The 18,996-nt window shown below is 38.4% G+C and carries 19 protein-coding genes and 1 riboswitch; of the genes, 17 read left to right on the forward strand and 2 right to left on the reverse strand.

Annotation, left to right across the window (positions count from 1 at the left end):
- Positions 1–61: 61 nt before the first annotated feature.
- Positions 62–252: riboswitch (cobalamin riboswitch) on the forward strand.
- Between the two features lie 158 nt (positions 253–410).
- Genes AC2TFD_RS11520 through AC2TFD_RS11580 form a run of 13 tightly spaced genes read left to right on the forward strand, consistent with a single transcriptional unit; the run spans position 411 to position 11,471 of the window.
- Positions 411–1,373 (forward strand): ABC transporter substrate-binding protein, encoded by a 963-nt coding sequence (locus tag AC2TFD_RS11520; RefSeq protein ID WP_484675670.1) that lies wholly within the window; start codon positions 411–413, stop codon positions 1,371–1,373.
- Positions 1,339–2,400, forward strand: coding sequence for a FecCD family ABC transporter permease (locus tag AC2TFD_RS11525; protein ID WP_484675671.1), 1,062 nt, complete (start codon positions 1,339–1,341; stop codon positions 2,398–2,400). The genes AC2TFD_RS11520 and AC2TFD_RS11525 overlap by 35 nt, the downstream gene beginning before the upstream one ends.
- A 3-nt stretch (positions 2,401–2,403) precedes the next feature.
- Positions 2,404–3,870 carry a heme ABC transporter ATP-binding protein gene (locus AC2TFD_RS11530; RefSeq protein WP_484675672.1) on the forward strand — a complete coding sequence of 489 codons (1,467 nt, stop codon included), beginning with the start codon at positions 2,404–2,406 and terminating at the stop codon, positions 3,868–3,870.
- On the forward strand, positions 3,867–4,850 hold the full coding sequence (cbiB, locus tag AC2TFD_RS11535) for an adenosylcobinamide-phosphate synthase CbiB (RefSeq protein WP_484675673.1): 984 nt from the start codon (positions 3,867–3,869) through the stop codon (positions 4,848–4,850). The genes AC2TFD_RS11530 and cbiB overlap by 4 nt, the downstream gene beginning before the upstream one ends.
- Positions 4,807–5,904 carry a threonine-phosphate decarboxylase CobD gene (cobD, locus tag AC2TFD_RS11540; RefSeq protein WP_484675674.1) on the forward strand — a complete coding sequence of 366 codons (1,098 nt, stop codon included), beginning with the start codon at positions 4,807–4,809 and terminating at the stop codon, positions 5,902–5,904. Before cbiB ends, cobD begins: the two co-directional genes overlap by 44 nt.
- Positions 5,865–6,437 carry a bifunctional adenosylcobinamide kinase/adenosylcobinamide-phosphate guanylyltransferase gene (locus AC2TFD_RS11545; RefSeq protein WP_484675675.1) on the forward strand — a complete coding sequence of 191 codons (573 nt, stop codon included), beginning with the start codon at positions 5,865–5,867 and terminating at the stop codon, positions 6,435–6,437. Before cobD ends, AC2TFD_RS11545 begins: the two co-directional genes overlap by 40 nt.
- Positions 6,434–7,939, forward strand: a complete 1,506-nt coding sequence (locus AC2TFD_RS11550; protein WP_484675676.1) for a cobyric acid synthase — start codon at positions 6,434–6,436, stop codon at positions 7,937–7,939. Before AC2TFD_RS11545 ends, AC2TFD_RS11550 begins: the two co-directional genes overlap by 4 nt.
- Positions 7,936–8,724, forward strand: coding sequence for an adenosylcobinamide-GDP ribazoletransferase (gene cobS, locus AC2TFD_RS11555; RefSeq protein WP_335514205.1), 789 nt, complete (start codon positions 7,936–7,938; stop codon positions 8,722–8,724). Before AC2TFD_RS11550 ends, cobS begins: the two co-directional genes overlap by 4 nt.
- Positions 8,694–9,293: a histidine phosphatase family protein gene (locus AC2TFD_RS11560; RefSeq protein ID WP_335514207.1), complete on the forward strand. Its 600-nt coding sequence runs from the start codon at positions 8,694–8,696 to the stop codon at positions 9,291–9,293. Before cobS ends, AC2TFD_RS11560 begins: the two co-directional genes overlap by 31 nt.
- Entirely contained in the window at positions 9,245–9,685 is a 441-nt protein-coding gene (locus AC2TFD_RS11565; RefSeq protein ID WP_484675677.1) for a bifunctional adenosylcobinamide kinase/adenosylcobinamide-phosphate guanylyltransferase, read from the forward strand. The genes AC2TFD_RS11560 and AC2TFD_RS11565 overlap by 49 nt, the downstream gene beginning before the upstream one ends.
- Before the next feature lie 4 nt (positions 9,686–9,689).
- Complete coding sequence (locus tag AC2TFD_RS11570; protein ID WP_335518775.1) at positions 9,690–10,274, forward strand: cob(I)yrinic acid a,c-diamide adenosyltransferase; 585 nt, start codon at positions 9,690–9,692, stop codon at positions 10,272–10,274.
- Entirely contained in the window at positions 10,264–10,758 is a 495-nt protein-coding gene (locus AC2TFD_RS11575; protein WP_484675678.1) for an ECF transporter S component, read from the forward strand. The genes AC2TFD_RS11570 and AC2TFD_RS11575 overlap by 11 nt, the downstream gene beginning before the upstream one ends.
- Positions 10,755–11,471 carry an ATP-binding protein gene (locus tag AC2TFD_RS11580; RefSeq protein WP_335568222.1) on the forward strand — a complete coding sequence of 239 codons (717 nt, stop codon included), beginning with the start codon at positions 10,755–10,757 and terminating at the stop codon, positions 11,469–11,471. Before AC2TFD_RS11575 ends, AC2TFD_RS11580 begins: the two co-directional genes overlap by 4 nt.
- A 26-nt stretch (positions 11,472–11,497) precedes the next feature.
- On the opposite strand, the gene AC2TFD_RS11585 is transcribed toward AC2TFD_RS11580, so the two are convergent.
- Complete coding sequence (locus AC2TFD_RS11585; RefSeq protein WP_484675679.1) at positions 11,498–13,600, reverse strand: transglycosylase domain-containing protein; 2,103 nt, start codon at positions 13,598–13,600, stop codon at positions 11,498–11,500.
- 169 nt (positions 13,601–13,769) lie between these two features.
- Between AC2TFD_RS11585 and AC2TFD_RS11590 the strand changes: the two genes are divergently transcribed.
- Entirely contained in the window at positions 13,770–14,036 is a 267-nt protein-coding gene (locus AC2TFD_RS11590) for a phage holin (RefSeq protein WP_335518785.1), read from the forward strand.
- Positions 14,037–14,482: 446 nt separating this feature from the next.
- On the opposite strand, the gene AC2TFD_RS11595 is transcribed toward AC2TFD_RS11590, so the two are convergent.
- Positions 14,483–15,775 carry an ATP-binding protein gene (locus AC2TFD_RS11595; RefSeq protein WP_484675680.1) on the reverse strand — a complete coding sequence of 431 codons (1,293 nt, stop codon included), beginning with the start codon at positions 15,773–15,775 and terminating at the stop codon, positions 14,483–14,485.
- Positions 15,776–16,040: 265 nt separating this feature from the next.
- Between AC2TFD_RS11595 and AC2TFD_RS11600 the strand changes: the two genes are divergently transcribed.
- From AC2TFD_RS11600 to AC2TFD_RS11610, 3 genes are all read left to right on the forward strand, one after another.
- Positions 16,041–16,973: a manganese-dependent inorganic pyrophosphatase gene (locus tag AC2TFD_RS11600; protein WP_335518790.1), complete on the forward strand. Its 933-nt coding sequence runs from the start codon at positions 16,041–16,043 to the stop codon at positions 16,971–16,973.
- 145 nt (positions 16,974–17,118) lie between these two features.
- Entirely contained in the window at positions 17,119–17,532 is a 414-nt protein-coding gene (locus tag AC2TFD_RS11605; protein ID WP_335518793.1) for a MerR family transcriptional regulator, read from the forward strand.
- A gap of 63 nt (positions 17,533–17,595) precedes the next feature.
- The gene (locus AC2TFD_RS11610; RefSeq protein WP_335518795.1) at positions 17,596–18,918 is read left to right on the forward strand and encodes a hemolysin family protein; all 1,323 of its coding nucleotides are present in this window, start codon (positions 17,596–17,598) and stop codon (positions 18,916–18,918) included.
- Positions 18,919–18,996 lie beyond the last annotated feature (78 nt).

The raw sequence follows: 18,996 nt of genomic DNA on the forward strand, positions 1-18,996 counted from the left end.
AAGAATTTTGTAATAAAAAGATTCCATTTATTCCGCTTTCCTATATAATTGGTTTATCATAATAAAATATTATTGAATAGGTGCTGAAATTCTATCAAGAATTTTTAGCTTAAAAGGGAAGTTTGGTTAAAAGCCAACGCGGTCCCGCCACTGTAAATGGGAGCAACCTGCAAATTGTCACTGTCAGATGATGGGAAGACGCAGGAAGCAATGACCATGAGCCAGGAAACCTGCCTAATTCTTGTGCGCCAAAGACACCTACGAGGATAGGGGTGTGGACGACTAGAATCATTTTACATTTTGTATGGATCTATTCAAACCAACATCTCTACGCTGCCGTAGAGATGTTTTTTTATAAATTTTTGGCTGCATATTTCATATGATGAGATTACTACATAGGAGGAAACACAATGAAAAAATTATCTACACTTCTTTTTCTGCTAATGTTAACAATAGGAGTATTAGCAGCCTGTGGGGAACAAAAAGAACAGGTGAAAGAACAGAACATTGGGAATACTAGTAAAACTGCGGAAACTGCTTTTCCGGTTACTATAAAAGACGCATTAGATGATGAAGTAACCATTAATCAAAAGCCGGATAAAATTGTATCATTAATCCCAAGTAATACAGAGATTGCTTTTGCCATAGGACTTGGAGAAGAAATTGTTGGAGTCTCCAATTTTGATAATTATCCTGAAGAAGTTACGGCCAAAGAGAAAATTGGCGACCTGACTGTAAATATTGAAAAGATTATTTCATTACAGCCCAATTTAGTGTTAGCCCACGCGTCAACTGCCCATAACATAACAGAAGGACTTCAACAGTTAAGAGATTCTGGAATAACTGTCTTAGTTGTGAATGATGCACAAACTTTTGATGGAGTTTATGATTCCATTGCCATGATAGGGAAAGCTACTGGTGCAACAAAAGAAGCGGACAGCCTAATAAAAGATATGCAAGCTAAATTGGCTGAAATAAAAGACAAAGCTGCAAAAATAACAGAAAAGAAAAAGGTACTAGTTGAGGTTTCACCTGCACCGGATCTTTTTACTACAGGGAAAAACACTTTTATGGATGACATGATCGGTCTAATCAATGCCGAGAATATTGCAAACGATCAAGAAGGCTGGATTAAAATAGATGAAGAAGCGATGATTACACGGAACCCAGATGTAATCATTACTACTTACGGATTTTATGATGATAAAGCTGTGGAAACTGTCTTAGAGAGAGCAGGATGGGAAAATGTGAATGCGATTAAAAACAAGCAAGTTATTGATGTCGATTCTGATCGCGTAACACGTTCAGGTCCAAGGATTGTAGAAGGAGTAGAGGAACTTGCAAAAGCTGTCTATCCAGAAGTTTTTAAATAATAAGTTCATAGCTTATCTGGCAGCAGGAAGCTTCCTCGTTCTTTCATTATTATTAGGAATATCAATAGGAACCGTTTCGGTTCCTATCTTTACTATTCTTCAAATTATTGCCGCAAAATTAGTTGGAATTATTTCACTTGATCAAATCGATCCTATGTTCTCAAGTATCGTCTGGAATATTCGTTTACCACGGGTTATACTAGCTGGAATCGTAGGGGCATCTCTAGCAATTGCAGGAGCAGCTTTTCAAGGTCTACTAAGGAATCCATTAGCAGATCCCTATACGTTAGGAGTATCTTCTGGAGCCTCGGTCGGAGCTGTGTTGACTTTGTTTTTTCAACTTTCCATTCCATTTGCGGGTTCATTTACACTGCCATTATTAAGTATTCTATTTTCATTTCTTACCATTTTTTTTGTACTTGCTTTTGCCCGAAAAATTGAACGTTCCATGAGGGTTGAAACCATTATTTTAACAGGCATTATATTTAGTTCTTTTCTTGGTGCAATCATTTCGCTCATGATTGCATTAACAGGTGATGAGTTAAGACAAATTATTGGCTGGCTTTTGGGAAGTGTCTCCATGAGAGGCTGGGAATACATAAAGATTATTTTGCCATTTTTTATTTTAGGATCGGCGATACTTATTTTTAATGTTAAGGAATTAAATGCGATGTCCTTTGGGGAAGAACGTGCACAGCATTTAGGTGTAAATGTTCAAAAAAGAAAACTGATGATCTTGACTGCGGGATCCATTTTAACAGGAGCTGCTGTTGCGGTTTCAGGCACAATTGGTTTTGTTGGCCTGGTAATTCCGCATTTATCGAGATTATTATGGGGACCGGATCATAGGCATTTACTCCCTTTATCGATTATAACAGGCAGTGGATTTTTAATCTTGGCAGATCTCATTTCGAGAACGATTATCTCTCCTGTCGAGTTACCAATTGGGGTCATTACTGCATTAGTTGGTACTCCAGTTTTTGCATTAATCCTTTTGCAAAGAAGAAGGAAGGAAAGAAGTGAATAAAGCATGCTAAACGTTCAACAGGTTTCTGGTGGATATTCGAATGAAGCAGTAGTGAAGGAAATTTCCTTTGAAGTCCAAGCAGGAGAGTTATTTGGGATAGTGGGGCCGAATGGAAGCGGAAAGACCACTCTTTTAAAAATGATCAGCGGTATCCTGCCAATTACCAAAGGTAACATTTATATTATGGAAAAAAAGATACAGGATTATAGTACCAAACAGCTGGCACAAATTGTTGCGGTTTTATCTCAGCATTCGTCGCAATCATTCTCATATACAGTAAAAGAAACGGTTTCTCTTGGTCGATACGCACACCAAAAGGGCTGGTTTCAAACATGGGAAGATTCAGACGAGGAAGTCGTTCAAAAAGTGATGAAGCAGACAGGGATATCAGCTTTTCAAAATAAAAATATTCAGCAATTATCTGGGGGAGAAAAACAACGGGTTTTTCTGGCTCAGGCGCTTGCACAAGAACCTAAAATTTTATTGCTGGATGAACCTACAAATCATTTGGATTTGTCTTATCAAAAGGAATTGCTAGATTTACTCAAATATTGGACCACAGAAAGTGGTTTGACAGTCCTATCTATCTTTCATGATTTAAATCTCGCAGGCTTATATTGTGACAGAATCCTATTGCTCGAAAACGGAAACATCCATATCAATCATATCCCGAACGAGGTTCTAAGGGAAGAAAGAATACGCGAGGTATATCATACAGAAATTCAGAAGCAACCACATCCTAAAGTAGCTGCACCACAATTAATGTTATTGCCTGCGTACAAAACGGAAATGGAAAGTGTTCAAATAAATGAAGAAATGCTGGAAAAATCCCATGAGCTTATCCAGCTAAAGGCCACTGTTCCGTTACGGACCATGTCATCGGGAGTGATTGGTTCAGGAACTGGCTGGCATCATACATTTGTTAATCGACATGTTGATAAGGACTACAATTGCAGCGATCATCGCCAAGAAATGGCCGACTTTCTAAAATCAAATGGGTTTGAACCATCTGAAACCGTAGGAATGATGACGGCAGTGATCCTTGATGATGTAATCTACAAATTTTTTGAACAGGACGGATTTTCATTATTCGTAGTCATCACGGCAGGAGTAGGAAACGCTGTGGATGCCTCAAAAAGTGATCAACATTCCTACAGGAGTGTGCCTGGCACCATTAATACATGGATATTCATTAACGGTGAATTAACAGAAGAGGCATTTATTCAAAGTATTATGACCGCTACAGAAGCAAAAACAAAGGCGCTTCACGATTTAGAAGTAATGGACCGGGTGACAGGCACCATTGCTAGTGGTACTTCAACGGATAGTATTTTAATTGCCGCAACACAGGCTGGAGAAAGGTTGGAGTATGCTGGTACCATTACACCATTAGGAAAAATGATTGGAAAAGCCGTATACGAATGCACGTCAGAGGCCATTCTAAAATCTCAAAAAAGGAAACAAGTATGATCGTCTATCATTTAATAGCCATAACTTTAGCCTATTTTATTGACATATTTGTAGGAGACCCACCCAATTGGCCGCATCCTGTAAGATGGATAGGGTCGATGATTGCGTTTTTTGAAAAACGATTAAACACAGGAAAGAATAAAAAGTTAAAAGGGGTTGCAATGCTCCTTTTTGTTTTATTGATTGCATTTTCTACAGTATTAATAGTAGTTGTAATCAGTTATAAGATTCATCCAGTTGTGGGTATAGCGGTGGAAGGTATCATCATTGCGACCACCATTGCTCAGAAAAGTTTGAAACAAGCAGCTCTTGAGGTGTATGAACCATTAGGCAGAGGAGACTTGCCCTCAGCAAGAATAAAATTATCCTATATCGTCGGCCGGGACACCGAAGGTCTTGATGAAGGTGAAATTGCTCGTGGAGCTATTGAGACGGTTGCTGAAAATACAAGTGATGGGGTGACGGCACCGTTATTTTGGGCTCTTATAGGCGGGGCACCGCTCGCAATGGTTTATAGGGCAACGAATACCTGTGATTCAATGGCAGGCTATTTAAATGAAAGATTTAAAGAATTTGGCTGGGCTTCTGCTAAATGGGACGACGTGATGAATTGGATTCCAAGCCGTATAACAGGGATTCTTATGCTGCTTGGTACAAAGCCTTTGGAAATAAGGTATCGAAGAGCGTGGACCATTCTTATTCGTGACGCAAAAAAACATCCTAGCCCTAACAGCGGCTGGGGTGAAGCAGCTGTTGCAGCAATATTGGGGATTCAACTTGGCGGTATCAATTATTACAAAGGAATCGTTTCGAACCGTGCCAGGATGGGGGAAGCAATAAACTCCATTCAAGCCGATCATATTATTCTGGCTAATCGAGTAATGGGTAAGACAGTTTTATTATTTATTCTATTTTTATGGATAGGTGGGATGACACTTGAATTTGCCTTCACATGGCTCCAATCCACAGTACCTTTTTAAGGCGATGGGGCGAACACTCCCCAAGCAGTTTATCGATTTCAGTGCCAATATCAATCCAATTGGTCCACCGTCTGATTTAAAGGAGAAGTGGAACGATTTTTATAATGAAATTATGGTTTATCCTGACCCGTTAGCAGTTAGGCTTAAGGATAGGATAGCTGAAAAGGAACAAATATCTGTCGATTTAATTTTAATTGGAAATGGCGGCGCTGAGCTGATTTCACTAGTAGCACGGTATCTTTCAGGAAAAAAGATCGTTGTAATCGAACCAGCATTTTCTGAATATGAAACAGCTTGTCGTGCTAATCAGTGTGAAATTCAATACCATCAATTAAAGGGGCCGAATTTCGAGTTAAATCTAGATGATTTACAAACAAGCCTATTGAATGCGGAGGCCCTATTTTTGTGTAATCCGAATAATCCAACGGGCATTCACTATCCAAAATCAACGATTCTTTCTATTCTGGAGGAATGTGAAAAGCAAAATTGCTATTTAATTTTGGATGAGGCTTTCTATGATTTTTTAATAGACTATGACTCCTTTATCCCTTACATAAATAGGTTTTCTAAATTAATCATTATCCGCTCATTGACAAAGATGTTTGCAATTCCAGGTCTAAGGCTGGGCTATTTGGCTGCAGCTTCGAACATCGTTACTGAACTTAGTGCACTACAGCCGCATTGGAGTATCAATAGCATTGCCTTACTGGCTGGTGAACTATGTATTGTAAATAATGAATTTATTAAAAAGACTCAAAGCTATATTAGGGAAGAACGAGAGCGGTTACTGTCGTTTTATAAGCAATATCATTTTGAGTTTACGCCTTCCAAAGTCAATTTTTATTTACTACGAGATCCTTATCTCGAGGGGCAGATGGACCTTTTTGAATTTCTTATTCAAAAAGAAATCATTCCCCGCCATACGTTTAATTTTCCCGGGTTGGATGGAAATTGGCTTCGCTTTGCGATAAAGAGCAAGGAAGAAAATAGTAAGCTAATGGAGGTGTTAAAAGAATGGCGACACCTTCATTCATCTTCATTACTGGAGGGGTAAGAAGCGGGAAAAGCAGCTTTGCTGAAAAAATGGCGGTTGACCTGGCATTAAAAGAGGGCGGAAATTTAAATTACCTTGCAACCGGTATTGCATCCGACCAAGAAATGCGGGAACGAATTGGTAAGCATCAGCAGGATCGATCTATAGGTGAGTCAAATTGGAGAACAATCGAGAAGCCTGCACATATTGGGGAAATAGCGAATATGTTTGGCAGTCAGGATATTATTTTACTAGATTGTGTTACAACTCTATTAAACAATGAATTGTTTGCTGCTAATCAACAATGGGATGCGTCCTTTTTAAATGAAGTGAAGGAAAATATCGTGACTGGGATAAATGAAATACGGAATACTGGAAAAGTTTTACTTGTTGTTAGTAATGAAGTATTTCATGAACACTTAGCTAAAAATCAATTGGTTTTTACGTATGGTAAATTGCTTGGACAGATTCATCAGCAGTTGGTGAGTGCTGCCGATCAAGCCTATTTGGTGGAAATGGGTGTACCAATCTTAATGAAGGGGATGAGGTCGTGAAAGGAGTGATGATCCAAGGAACCGCTTCTGATGTTGGCAAGAGCCTCATTGTGACGGCACTTTGCAGGATGTTCGCCAATGAGGGTGTAAAGGTTGTACCCTTTAAATCACAAAATATGTCCAATAACTCTTATGTGACGAGAGATGGAAAAGAAATTGGTAGAGCACAAGGGATTCAGGCAGAAGCCTCAAAGATTGAGGCAGATGTTTGGATGAATCCGATTTTATTAAAGCCCCGATCGAATCAAGAGTCGGAAATTGTGTTATTAGGGAAGGTATTAAAAACACTTTCTGGAAGAGGGTACCGGGAAACGTTTTATGATAAGGGACTTGAAGTAATAAGAGAGTCATTGGAACACTTAGAGAAGCAATACGATCTTGTGGTGATCGAAGGGGCTGGAAGTCCTGTTGAAATCAATTTAAAAGATCGAGAGCTTGTCAACATGAAGATTGCTGAACTTGCAGATGTGCCAGTTGTGCTGGTAGCTGATATAGATAGAGGCGGCGTCTTTGCTAGTATTGTAGGTACACTCGAGTTATTAGATCCTCACGAAAGACAAAGAGTAGCAGGAATTATCATTAATAAATTCCGTGGCGATATCAGCCTATTTGAAGATGGGATTCAATGGCTTGAAAAGAAAACAGGCATTCCAGTATTAGGTGTGATGCCATATGTTGAGAATCACATGATTGATGCGGAGGATTCATTGTCATTAAACGAACAATTTTCAAACAAGAGAAAAGGAAATTTAGATATAGTGGTCATTCAGCTTCCTTTTATTTCAAACTATACCGACTTTGAACCGTTTTTGTATGAAGAGGACGTATCGATAAGGTGGGTAAAGCATGAATCTGAATTCGGAAATCCAGACGCTGTCATTATTCCCGGAACAAAAAGCACATTCCATGATTTGAATACGATAAGAGAGAAGGGGCTAGATCTTTTAATCAGCAGTCATATTCAGAAGGGCGGATATATAATCGGCATTTGTGGAGGATATCAAATTTTGTGTGAAGAAATAATTGATGAAGCTGGATCAGATACGGGAATAAAAAACAATCATGAAAAAGGATTGGGATATATTCCAGGTCGGACAATCTTTCATCAAAGGAAGGATACTCTTAGAGTGACTGGTGAGTATCATGAAGATACAGGCTTACAAGCAAATGTTCAGGTCGAGGGTTATGAAATTCATTTAGGGAAGACGGTATTGCACCAATCAGGTTGTTCCTTTTTAAGGCTGGGGAATGGTGCTGGAGAAGGCTATTTTAGCAAGAAAGGTCAAATTATTGGAACCTATCTTCACCATCTTTTCCATAATGACCATTGGAGAACTCAATGGTTAAACTTGATTCGCAAAAGCAAAGGATTGCCGACAAAAGAAGTTAAATCAATAAATGATTTTAAAGATAAAAAGTATGATGACATCGCCTCGCAAATGAAAGCACACTTAAACTATGATCGGTTAAAAGAGATTATCCATCAGTGGGGTTCAGCATGAACAAACTACTAAAGGGCCTATTAATAGATATACAATTCTTTACGGCAGTTCCAGTTCCACTTGAATTACCTATGGATGAACCACATTTAAAAAAAGCAGTCCAAGCCTTTCCTTTACTCGGATTGATTCAAGGGTTTATTTACGCATTGCTCGTTTATTTTCTTTTGGAATTTACTCCTTTTTCCAATTTGGCTACAGCATTCCTGCTCTGGCTTACCACCATTCTACTAACCGGTGGAATACACTTGGACGGCTGGATGGATGCGAGTGACGGTTATTTTTCATACCGGGATCAAGAGAAAAGGCTTGAGATTATGAAGGACCCTCAAACGGGGGCTTTTGGTGTCATTTCTGTCATTGTTTTGTTAAGCTGTCGTTTTCTTTTTATCTATGAGATTACAGAATATGTTCATTTCTTATCTTATATTCTGATTGCGGCCATTCCCTTTTTGAGTAAAAGTGTGATGGGTGTTCTGCTGGTAACAGTGAAATCTGCGAAAAAGGATGGATTAGGTGCATTATTCCAACATGCTGCCACCCCCAAGGCATTATGGATCTATCCAGTGTATATTATAGGGCTACTAGCACTAGCCTTTTACATTAATGGAGGACAGCCGATTGCCACTTTAATACTTGCTGCCTTCGTTTTTCTCCTTTTTTGTCGTCTAAAGGCTGTTAAATGGTTTGGCGGGATAACAGGCGATGTTTTAGGTGCAGCTGTAGAAGGGACTGAATTGGTTTTATGGATGACACTGTGGTTATTACATTATTTCGTCATGGGCTGACAGAAGAAAATAAACGTAAAGCTTATTTAGGCTGGAAGGATTCACCCTTATGTCCTGAGTCAATGAGGATTGCGATAAGTAACAGATATGAGCTTTATTTTTCGAGTGATTTGCAAAGATGTATAACGACAGCAAAGCTCCTTTTTCCGGAAGATGAAGTAACAATCTTACCAGAATTACGAGAAATGAATTTTGGTATATGGGATGGAAAAACCTATGATGACTTAATAGATGAAGAGGTTTATCAGAAATGGCTGTCTGATCCTTTTTTTACTAGTCCACCAGGGGGAGAAACCTTTCAACATTTCACAAAAAGAGTGGACATTGGGTGGGAATTGATCTCACAACAAATGCTCGGAGGTAACCATAAAAGCTGTAGTGTTGTCACCCATGGCGGAGTTATTCGGTATTTATTAAGTAAATTTGCACCAATACAAAGAGATTTCTGGAGCTGGCAAACACCACATAATCAAGGCTATGAGCTTATTTTTGCTCGCAAAGCATTAAGGAGGGGAGAGAGGTGCATTTCATTACAGGAGGTGCCTTTAACGGTAAAAGAGAATGGGTAAAAAAAACGTACGGAGATACAGCCTTATGGATTTCGGCGTATCAGGAGACCCCCTTACCAACAGATATTTTTCAAATAGACTGTGATTTGCTCGTTTTAGAAGGGATTGAAAGTTGGGTAAAGGATTTAACGAAAACCAATGACTCATACAGATGTCGTGAAATTTGGAATCAAACCATTAATCAGTGGTGGATGTGGGAACAGGAAAAGCCCGAGCGAAAACTAGTAGTTATCGGTACTGATATTACAAAAGGAATTGTCCCGGTGGACAGAGAAGATAGAGTGTGGAGGGATATCACAGGCTGGGCCTATCAAGATCTCGCAGCAAGAGCTGATAAATTAGATATTATTTGGTATGGATGTAATCAAACTATTAAAAAAGTGGAGGAATGAATCAATGAGACTTTATACACGAACAGGTGACAAAGGAAAAACAAGCATTATTGGAGGAAGAGTTGACAAGGACAATATTCGAGTGGAAGCTTATGGAACCGTAGATGAAGTAAATTGCTTTGTGGGGCAGGTGGTTACTGAGCTTGAAGTGGAAATATTTTCAGATGTTTTAGCAGATTTAGAGAAAATTCAGCATGAATTATTCGATTGTGGCGGAGATCTTGCCAATGTTTCTGATAAGTACGAGCTTAAACTTCAAAAAGAATCAATTGAGTACTTAGAAACAAAAATTGATGAGTACATTAAAGAAGCACCAGAACTAGAAAGGTTTATTCTGCCAGGTGGAACAAAGCCTGCAGCTTCCATTCATATTGCAAGAACTGTGACACGACGAGCTGAGAGATTAGTCGTTACCTTACTAAAGCAAGAAGAAAAGACGCCTGAATTAGCACTGCAATATTTAAACCGATTATCAGACTATTTCTTTGCACTAGCCAGGGTGGTAAATTATCGTTTGAATGTGAAAGATGTAGAATATGTAAGAAGTGCAAACGTATTTAGGGATGGGAAGCGTAAAGATGAAAAGTAGGCTGCTTCCTTTACTCGCGTTGTTCACAGCATTATCTGCTGTCGGCGCTGCCATTAAGATTCCTGCCATTGTTGGCAGTGTTGCGTTTGATGTATTTCCAGCCTTAATTGCTGCCGCTTTATTAGGCGGTGGTGCGGGTGCCATTGTCGGACTTCTAGGTCATCTGTTATCTGCCCTGCTTGCGGGATTCCCTTTAGGTCCCATGCATGCTTTCATCGCAATCGAAATGGCAGTCCTTGTATGGATGTTTGGGCGGTTTTTTCAAAATGAAAAAAAAACAACAGGAAGCATCTTGTTTATTCTTGCGAATTCTTTTATAGCGCCAATCCCATTTATATTTTTATTGAATCCAGCCTTTTATCTAGGCATCGTTCCATCTCTGATCATTGGTTCGTTCATTAATACCGTCATCGCTATAGTGGCGATCCCTCGTCTTAGTATTCTAGTCCATCAAAACCGTAACAACAGAGAGGTAAAGCTATGAGGGATGTTATTACCATTCCGCTACACGGTGAAGAATCACTTATTATCGCAACTGATAATAGCGGTAGTATTGGAAGGAAGGAACAAGACCAGGTAAAAGTTTCATACGAAACCGTTGCTTATTATTCCTTTCGGGTTGCTGTTATGGAATGTATTGCAGCAGGCGGGAAGCCATTCTCTGTGGTCCTTCATAATTTTTGCGGAAATGATGCTTGGGGAGAACTTGTAAAGGGAATTAAAAAAGGCTTAAAAGAATTAAACCTGCAGGATGTGCCGATAACAGGGAGCACAGAAAGTAATTTTCATTTACAACAATCTGCCATAGGCGTAGTTGTTCTTGGTAAAAAGCAGGCAGATAAAGAAACGGAGCTTCATTACTCACCCCGCTTTAAATTGGCCGTAATTGGCAGTCCATTGGTTGGGAATGAAGTGGTGGATTTCGGAGATCAGGTTGCTCCTTTATCGATTTTTTGGGAAGTATCAAGCCTAAGGCAGGTTAACATTTGGCCAGTCGGCTCCAAAGGTATCTTGAATGAATTGAATCAAATGTTTCGGACATTGTCATTTGCTAAGGATGATATCGGAATTAATCTTGATGTCCTAAAATCATCCGGCCCATCGACCTGCTTTATTGTTGTTTTTGAGCAAGACCAGGAAGAAGAAATAAAAAGCTTGGCAGCAGGATATTTTCACCCCTTATCAGTTAATCGGTAAAAAATTAAGCACGCCACTTGGGCGTGCTATTCTTTTAGGCTTTGAAGCTTCTGGATAATGGAATCAATGCCTTTTCCAATTGAAATCACCGCATCCCGAAAGCCCTCTTTTAATGCAGGGGCCTGTTCCTTAAGCTTTTCACCTAGTTTTTGCGCGTTTTCGTTTAATTCTTTGCTGATTTGCTCTGCTTGCTTCTTCATTTCTTCTCTTGTTTGTACTTTTCCAGCTAACTGATCATTAATGGAAAGGACATCAAACTTTTCATTTGGTAAATGTAGCAATGACTCTTTCATGATTTCTTTAAAAATCGGTACCACATTTCCTGAACTGCTGCTTGGCAAGTAATGCTCTCGGTCGGTTTGATCATATCCAATCCATATGGCAGCTACCAAGTTCGGGGTATATCCAACCATCCATTGATCCTTAGTCCCGCTAATTTCAGGAAAGGGAAGCTGGGTTGAGCCTGTTTTTCCGGCAATTTGCACATTTGGAATATGAGCGTTTTTTCCGGTTCCGGATTCTACCACATTTTGAAGCATGGATGTCATAACATCAGCGTTTTTCTTAGAAGTTACCTTGGTCATTTTGGGTTTATGTTCAGCAAGAATATTTCCGGTTGGGCCAACAATTTTCGTAATCAGGTGGCTGTCCTGCCGCTCGCCGCCATTAGGAAAAACAGTGAATGCATTGGCTAATTGCTGAGGAGATATTCCTTTGCTCATTCCACCTAACGCGATGGCGAGATTTTTATCTTCTTTTTCTACTGGTAATCCAAAGTTCTTGAGGGAATTTAACCCTTTCTCAAGGCCAATTTCATTCAAAAGCCAAACGGTTGGGATATTTAACGATTCCTCCAATGCTTTATACAACTGAACCCTGCCCTGATAGGTTCTTGAGAAGTTTTCAGGCTTGTATTCACCGAATGAAGTAGGCTCATCGATAAGCTCCGAATCGAAAGTATAACCTTCCTCAAGCGCTGGAGTGTAAACCGCAAGCGGCTTAATGGTAGAACCTGGCTGTGCTCTTAATTGTGTTGCACGGTTAAATCCTCTAAACGTATGCTCACCGCGCCCGCCTACTAGTGCTAGGACTCCACCTGTTTCTGGGTCCATTAGAACCGACCCGCTTTGGACCATCTGATCTCCTTTTCCTTTCGGGAAAAGGGCTTTATTATTGATTACCTTTTCGAGTCCAGTTTGGAGGTTTTGGTCTAATTCGGTATAAATTCGATAGTTTCTAGTTAAAATCTCTTCCTGTGTTAATCCGTATCTAGATATTGCCTCATTTAATACTGCATCAACATAATAAGGATATTTACGCTCAACAAAACTGCCGCTGCCGCTATTAATTTTAATTTTTTCATTAATAGAAGCATTGTATTGCTCTTCGTTAATCATACTAAGTTCTTTCATCTTCCCTAAGACGACATTTCTACGTTTTATTGCTGCATCATAGTTCTTTGTTGGATCAAGATAATTGGGTGATTGCAGTAAGCCTGCTAGTAATGCCGCCTCGCTGACCGTAACTTCTTGGATGGGTTTATTAAAATATCTCTTGGAGGCATTTCCAATTCCCCATGCACCGGAGCCAAAATATACTTGATTCAGGTACATTTGAAGGATTTCATCCTTTTTATAAACTTTTTCAATTTTGACTGCTAAAAATAGCTCTTCCGCTTTTCGCTTATAAGTTTGCTCAGGAGAGAGCAGTGCATTTTTTGCTAACTGCTGGGTTAAGGTACTGCCGCCTCCAGTTATTTCTCCCGCAAACAAATTGTTGAATAATGCCCTGGTGATTCCCTTAATATCAAACCCATTATGCTCATAAAAGCGTTCATCTTCTATCGCCACCACGGCTTCTGGGATATATTTTGGGAGATCCTCGATTTTAATGCCCTCAGTTCGATTCGTCACCACATTTGTGGCTACTTGGCTGTTTTTATCATAAATGACGGTCGGTTGGCTAAGCCCTTCCTTTAATGACTGAACATTTGCTCTCATGGCAAGCCAGCCGAAATAAACAATCGTTACAAGGACAACTATTAGGATGACCAATAATAATAGTTGTGTTAAATGCCTCTTTTTCCAAAAACGGACAATCATTTCCCAATAGGGGCGTAATTTCTCCATTTTGTCTCCTTTCCTACAAAAGGATTTTTGTTTTTATTCATTATAAATTTTTTAGCGAAAAAACACCAATTATAAAAAATTTAATTCTGGGATAGAAGCGGACAACCATTTTAAGTCCAAGCATATGTTAAAAGAAAGAACGTCTAAAACATATGAAGGGGATGAGAAAATGATTAACTGGAGGGTACGGTTTAAAAACAGGAGCTGGGTTATTGCATTTGTTGCACAGCTCTTGATTGTTGCACAAATGCTTATAGGAGGATTAAATGCATTGGGCATTACCGAATTTCAATTATCAGATGCGATTCAGCAATCAATTTTAACTTTTATTAATGCAGTATTTATCATATTGTCCATGTTGGGGCTGATTCAGGATCCAACAACGAAGGGTATGAGCGACAGCGAACGTGCAAAAACATATAAAGAACCAAATTAATATGTCTAGCTAACGCTTGGATTCCACCATTTGTGTAGATTCGAGCGTTTTCTATTGATTATGTAGAAAATTGTAAATAAAAGGGGAAGGATATTTCGGAATTTTGCAGCTCCTAAAAGGTATAATTAATGTAGAAATTTCATTTCTTGTGTAGGTAATCTACTTAGAAAGGGGTTCTTGATATGTGGTTTTGGATTGGTATGTGTGTACTGCTATACATACTTTTTATTCTATTCGAGGAGATCAACTATTTGCTTTGGAATCGATACGTATACGGACCAAAAGATAAAAAACGGAGACTATGGAATAATAGAATCACAATGGGAATGATCTTTTTAATTCGATTACATCTAAGAGGATCTCGGCAAAAGTACGCCCATAAAGTAAATTCACATTAATTCAACAAGGCAATGAAAAAATTCCTTTACGATTGGTAAAGGAATTTTTTATGCTTGAACTGTGGAAGGAACGATTGCACTCTGGGTATCTTGTACCAGTGGTATGGTAATGGTGACAGTCGTGCCGACGTCTTTTTCACTTTCAAAAACGATGTGCCCCTTGTGAGATTGAACAATTTTGTAACTGACCGTTAAGCCTAAGCCTGTCCCTTTTTCCTTTGACGAATAGAAGGGTTCACCCATTTTTTGTAAACGTTCTTTGGAAATACCGCAGCCGTTATCTTTGATTGTTACGGTAATTTTACCTTTTTCAGTCAGCCCTAGATTAATTGCTACTTTACTGTCTTGTTTTGATGCTTCAATTGAATTCTTGATGAGATTTATAAATAACTGTTTTAACTGATTTGGCTCACATTCAAGGATGATATCTTCCTTTGGGAAAGAAAAATCAATTTGAACATTATAGAGGTTCGCCTCTACTGCCAATAATGATATGACATCCTTTAATATCTTTTGGATGGCTACCTTTGTGTATTTTATATGCTGTGGTTTCGCTAATAGCAGCAGTTCACCAACAATGTGATTAATTCGATTCAACTCGTCTAACATAATTTGGTAATAATCTTGGTGGTTATCATCTTCCATTTGCAATAACTGGACAAAACCTTTTAACGAGGTAAGTGGATTTCTAATTTCATGGGCGACACTTGCAGATAACTCACCAACAAGAGAAAGTTTTTCTGTTCTGCTCAGTCGCTCTTCTGCTTGTCTCAAAGTTGTAATATCCCTGCCAATAACCACTAATCCTTCTCTGCTTCCATCCTCATGGAATAGGGGAACTTTTATAGTATCGAATATTTTTGCAGTTCCATCTGGAAGCGGTATTACCTCTTCACAACGTGTGATTTGGCCTTTTTCCCACGTTTCCTCATCGGAAACTTCACAATATCTAAGGGCATCAGCATAGAACTCTGAGTATTGTGCTAACTCAGAGTCTTTCTTCCCCCGATAATCAACATTTTCAAGCTGAAATAATTTCAGCCCAAAATCATTGGATTGAATCCATCGACCATCGCCATCCTTAAAGTTTACAAAATCAACCATCGAGTTAATAAGGGTTGATAAACGTTTTTCTTGTTCCTTAGTGGTATCAAGTTCTTCTTTTTTGAGAATGAAAAAATAAAAAATACCACCGGTTATCAGAATATATAAAATTTCTTTTCCTCTTTCAAAATAATTAACAAGTGATAAAGGTATATAATGTGTCAGTAAATAACTACTTGCAATAAGCCAAATCAAACTGCTAATTAAGTACAGGAATACCAATTTCGTTTTCTTCATTTATTTCTCCTGTTCTCTCTGGGAAGAAAAGATTCCTAGATTTTCACGATAAATATAGTCACTTATCCTATAGTACTAAATTTTGAATGAATAGGGAATATAAGAAAAAGCTTGAAATACAAACATTTTTTAATTTTGTAAGTCATATATGCATTTTTTAACTTTATTTTTGAAACCTTTAGAAGAATCATATATAATTTCCATTAGGGTCAATCTCAGTAATGGGGCTTGTCTACATATTTTATTACGATTAGGAGTTAATACAATGGAAAAAGTACTTATTTTCGGTCATAAAAACCCTGACACAGATACGATTTGTTCTGCGATTGCCTATGCAGATTTGAAAAATCAACTTGGAATGGATGTTGAACCAGTTCGCCTCGGCAGCGTGAATGGTGAAACACAATATGCTCTTACACATTTTAATGCTAAAACTCCACGCTTGGTTGAAAATGTTGCAGCTGAAGTGAATTCAGTAATTCTAGTTGATCATAATGAGCGCCAGCAAAGTGCGAATGATATTGCAGACGTTCGTGTTTTAGAAGTAATCGATCACCACCGAATCGCTAATTTCGAAACAAGTGATCCTTTGTACTATCGTTGTGAGCCAGTAGGCTGCACAGCAACCATCTTAAATAAAATGTACAAAGAAAATGGCAAGGAAATCAAAAAGGAAATTGCTGGTCTTATGTTATCCGCGATTATTTCAGATTCATTGCTGTTTAAATCCCCAACTTGTACTGCTGAAGACGTTGCGGCAGCAAAAGAATTAGCTCAAATTGCTGGTGTCGATGCCGGGAGCTATGGTTTAGAAATGCTAAAAGCTGGTGCTGATTTAAGTGATAAGAGTATTGAACAATTAATTACACTTGATGCAAAAGAATTTGAAATGGGTTCAAGTAAAGTGGAAATCGCTCAAGTAAATGCGGTTGATACAGCAGAAGTACTTGCACGCCAAGGCGAATTAGAAGCAGCGATCAATAAAAATATTGAAGAAAAGAACTTAGATTTATTCCTATTTGTGGTAACGGATATCTTAACAAATGACTCTGTTGGCTTAGCATTAGGCCGTAAAGCAAATACAGTTGAAAAAGCATACAATGTTACCCTGGAGAATAATACAGCACTTCTAAAGGGTGTTGTTTCCCGTAAGAAACAAATCGTGCCAGTTCTGACTGATATCTTCAATCAGGAATAATGCTGCAAAAAACCGTTCTTGTTAAGAGAACGGTTTTTTTACAGTTATTTTTAGAGCGAATTGAAGAAAAACTGGTACGTTGACTGTACAGTTTTAAGTATGGTATATTTATAGAAACAGAGAGAGGGGTGAGTCAGTTGGGAAGTTGTATCGTATCGGCGAGTTAGCTAAGTTAATGAATACCTCCAAAAGAACAGTCGATTATTACACCCAGATAGGCTTACTTAACCCTATTCGGACGGATTCTAATTATCGATTGTATGGAGAAGATTGCATTCAAATTATGCATTTAATCGAACACTATAAAAATCTTAATATGCCGCTTGAGGAGATTAAATCTTCAATAGAGTTAATTAAGGATGAGAACTGTTTTGACAAACAAAAAGTAGAAAAGCATTTTGAACAAATTGGTATTTTAATGCGCCATCTTAAAGAAGAAATTGAAACGATTGAACCCATTCTTGAAAAGCTAAACAGGAATCAAAAAGAAATGGTCGTAAATAAACTTTCTTCGCAAGGTGTTCCATTAGCTCAAACTTTATTGTTGTTATTAAGTTAAACATACATTTACAAAAACCAGGAGGTGTATTCCTTACTCACCTATTTTTGAGTAAGGAGACCATTGACCATTATTAACTTGATTGTAATTGCAATTTTGATTGCTTTTACGGCATTCTTCGTGTCTTTCGAATTTGCCATTGTAAAAATCCGCAGTACACGAATTGATCAGCTTGTAGCAGAAGGTAATAAAAAAGCAATTGCAGCTAAGAAAATTGTATCAAATTTAGATGAATATTTATCAGCGTGTCAATTAGGTATTACAGTTACAGCATTAGGATTAGGCTGGCTGGGTGAACCAACAGTTGAACACATACTTCGTCCATTGTTTACGCAATTTAACATACCTGATTCCGCATCAGGAATCTTGTCCTTTGTTATTGCTTTTATATCCGTAACCTTTTTGCACGTTGTAGTTGGTGAACTTGCTCCAAAAACGATAGCCATTAATAAAGCAGAGGCAGTTACGTTACTTTTTGCCAAACCCATGATTCTTTTTTATAAAATCATGTATCCATTTATTAAAACGTTAAATGGTTCTGCTCGTATAATCGTTGGAATCTTCGGCTTGAAGCCAGCTTCGGAACATGAAGATGCTCACTCAGAGGAAGAACTTCAATTAATAATCTCCGAAAGCTACAAGAGCGGGGAAATCAATCAGTCTGAATACAAATATGTAAACAATATTTTTGAGTTTGACGACCGACTTGCAAAAGAAATCATGGTTCCGCGTACTGAAATCGTTGCTTTTGACAAATCACAAACGCTAGAAGAATGTTTGGAAATTGTCAAAGCAGAAAATTATACAAGATATCCAGTCATTGATGGTGAAAAAGACAACATCGTCGGGATGCTGAACATGAAGGAAGTCATGACAGATTACATTTGCGGTAAAAACCTTGATACATCGATTGAAGAATATACTCGCCCGGTGATTCAGGTCATCGAATCGATCGCCATCCATGATTTATTAGTTAAAATGCAAAAAGATCGTGTTCATATGGCGATTTTAATGGATGAATATGGTGGTACAGCAGGTTTAGTTACGGTTGAGGATATTCTTGAAGAAATTGTTGGGGAAATCCGTGATGAATTTGACGAAGACGAAGTGCCGGAAATCAATAAAATCAACGAAAACAAAACTGTTGTTGATGGTAAAGTTTTAATTGATGAAGTAAATGATTTATTTGGATTGGACATCCAGGATGAGGATATGGATACCATCGGTGGATGGGTGTTATCTGAAAAAATGGATGTCGTTGAAGGCGATAAGATTGAATATGGAGAATATGAGTTTAAAGTCCTGGAAGTTGATGGGTACCATATTAAATTGCTGGAAATTGTAAAATTAGTGAAACATGAACCACAGCACGAATCAATAGCTTAAACATAGACCCTCCTTCCGCTTCCGGGAAGAGGGTCTTATTTTTCGGCCAATTAAAAATATTCATACATTAAGGCAGGA

Source organism: Neobacillus sp. plas4, assembly GCF_057221695.1.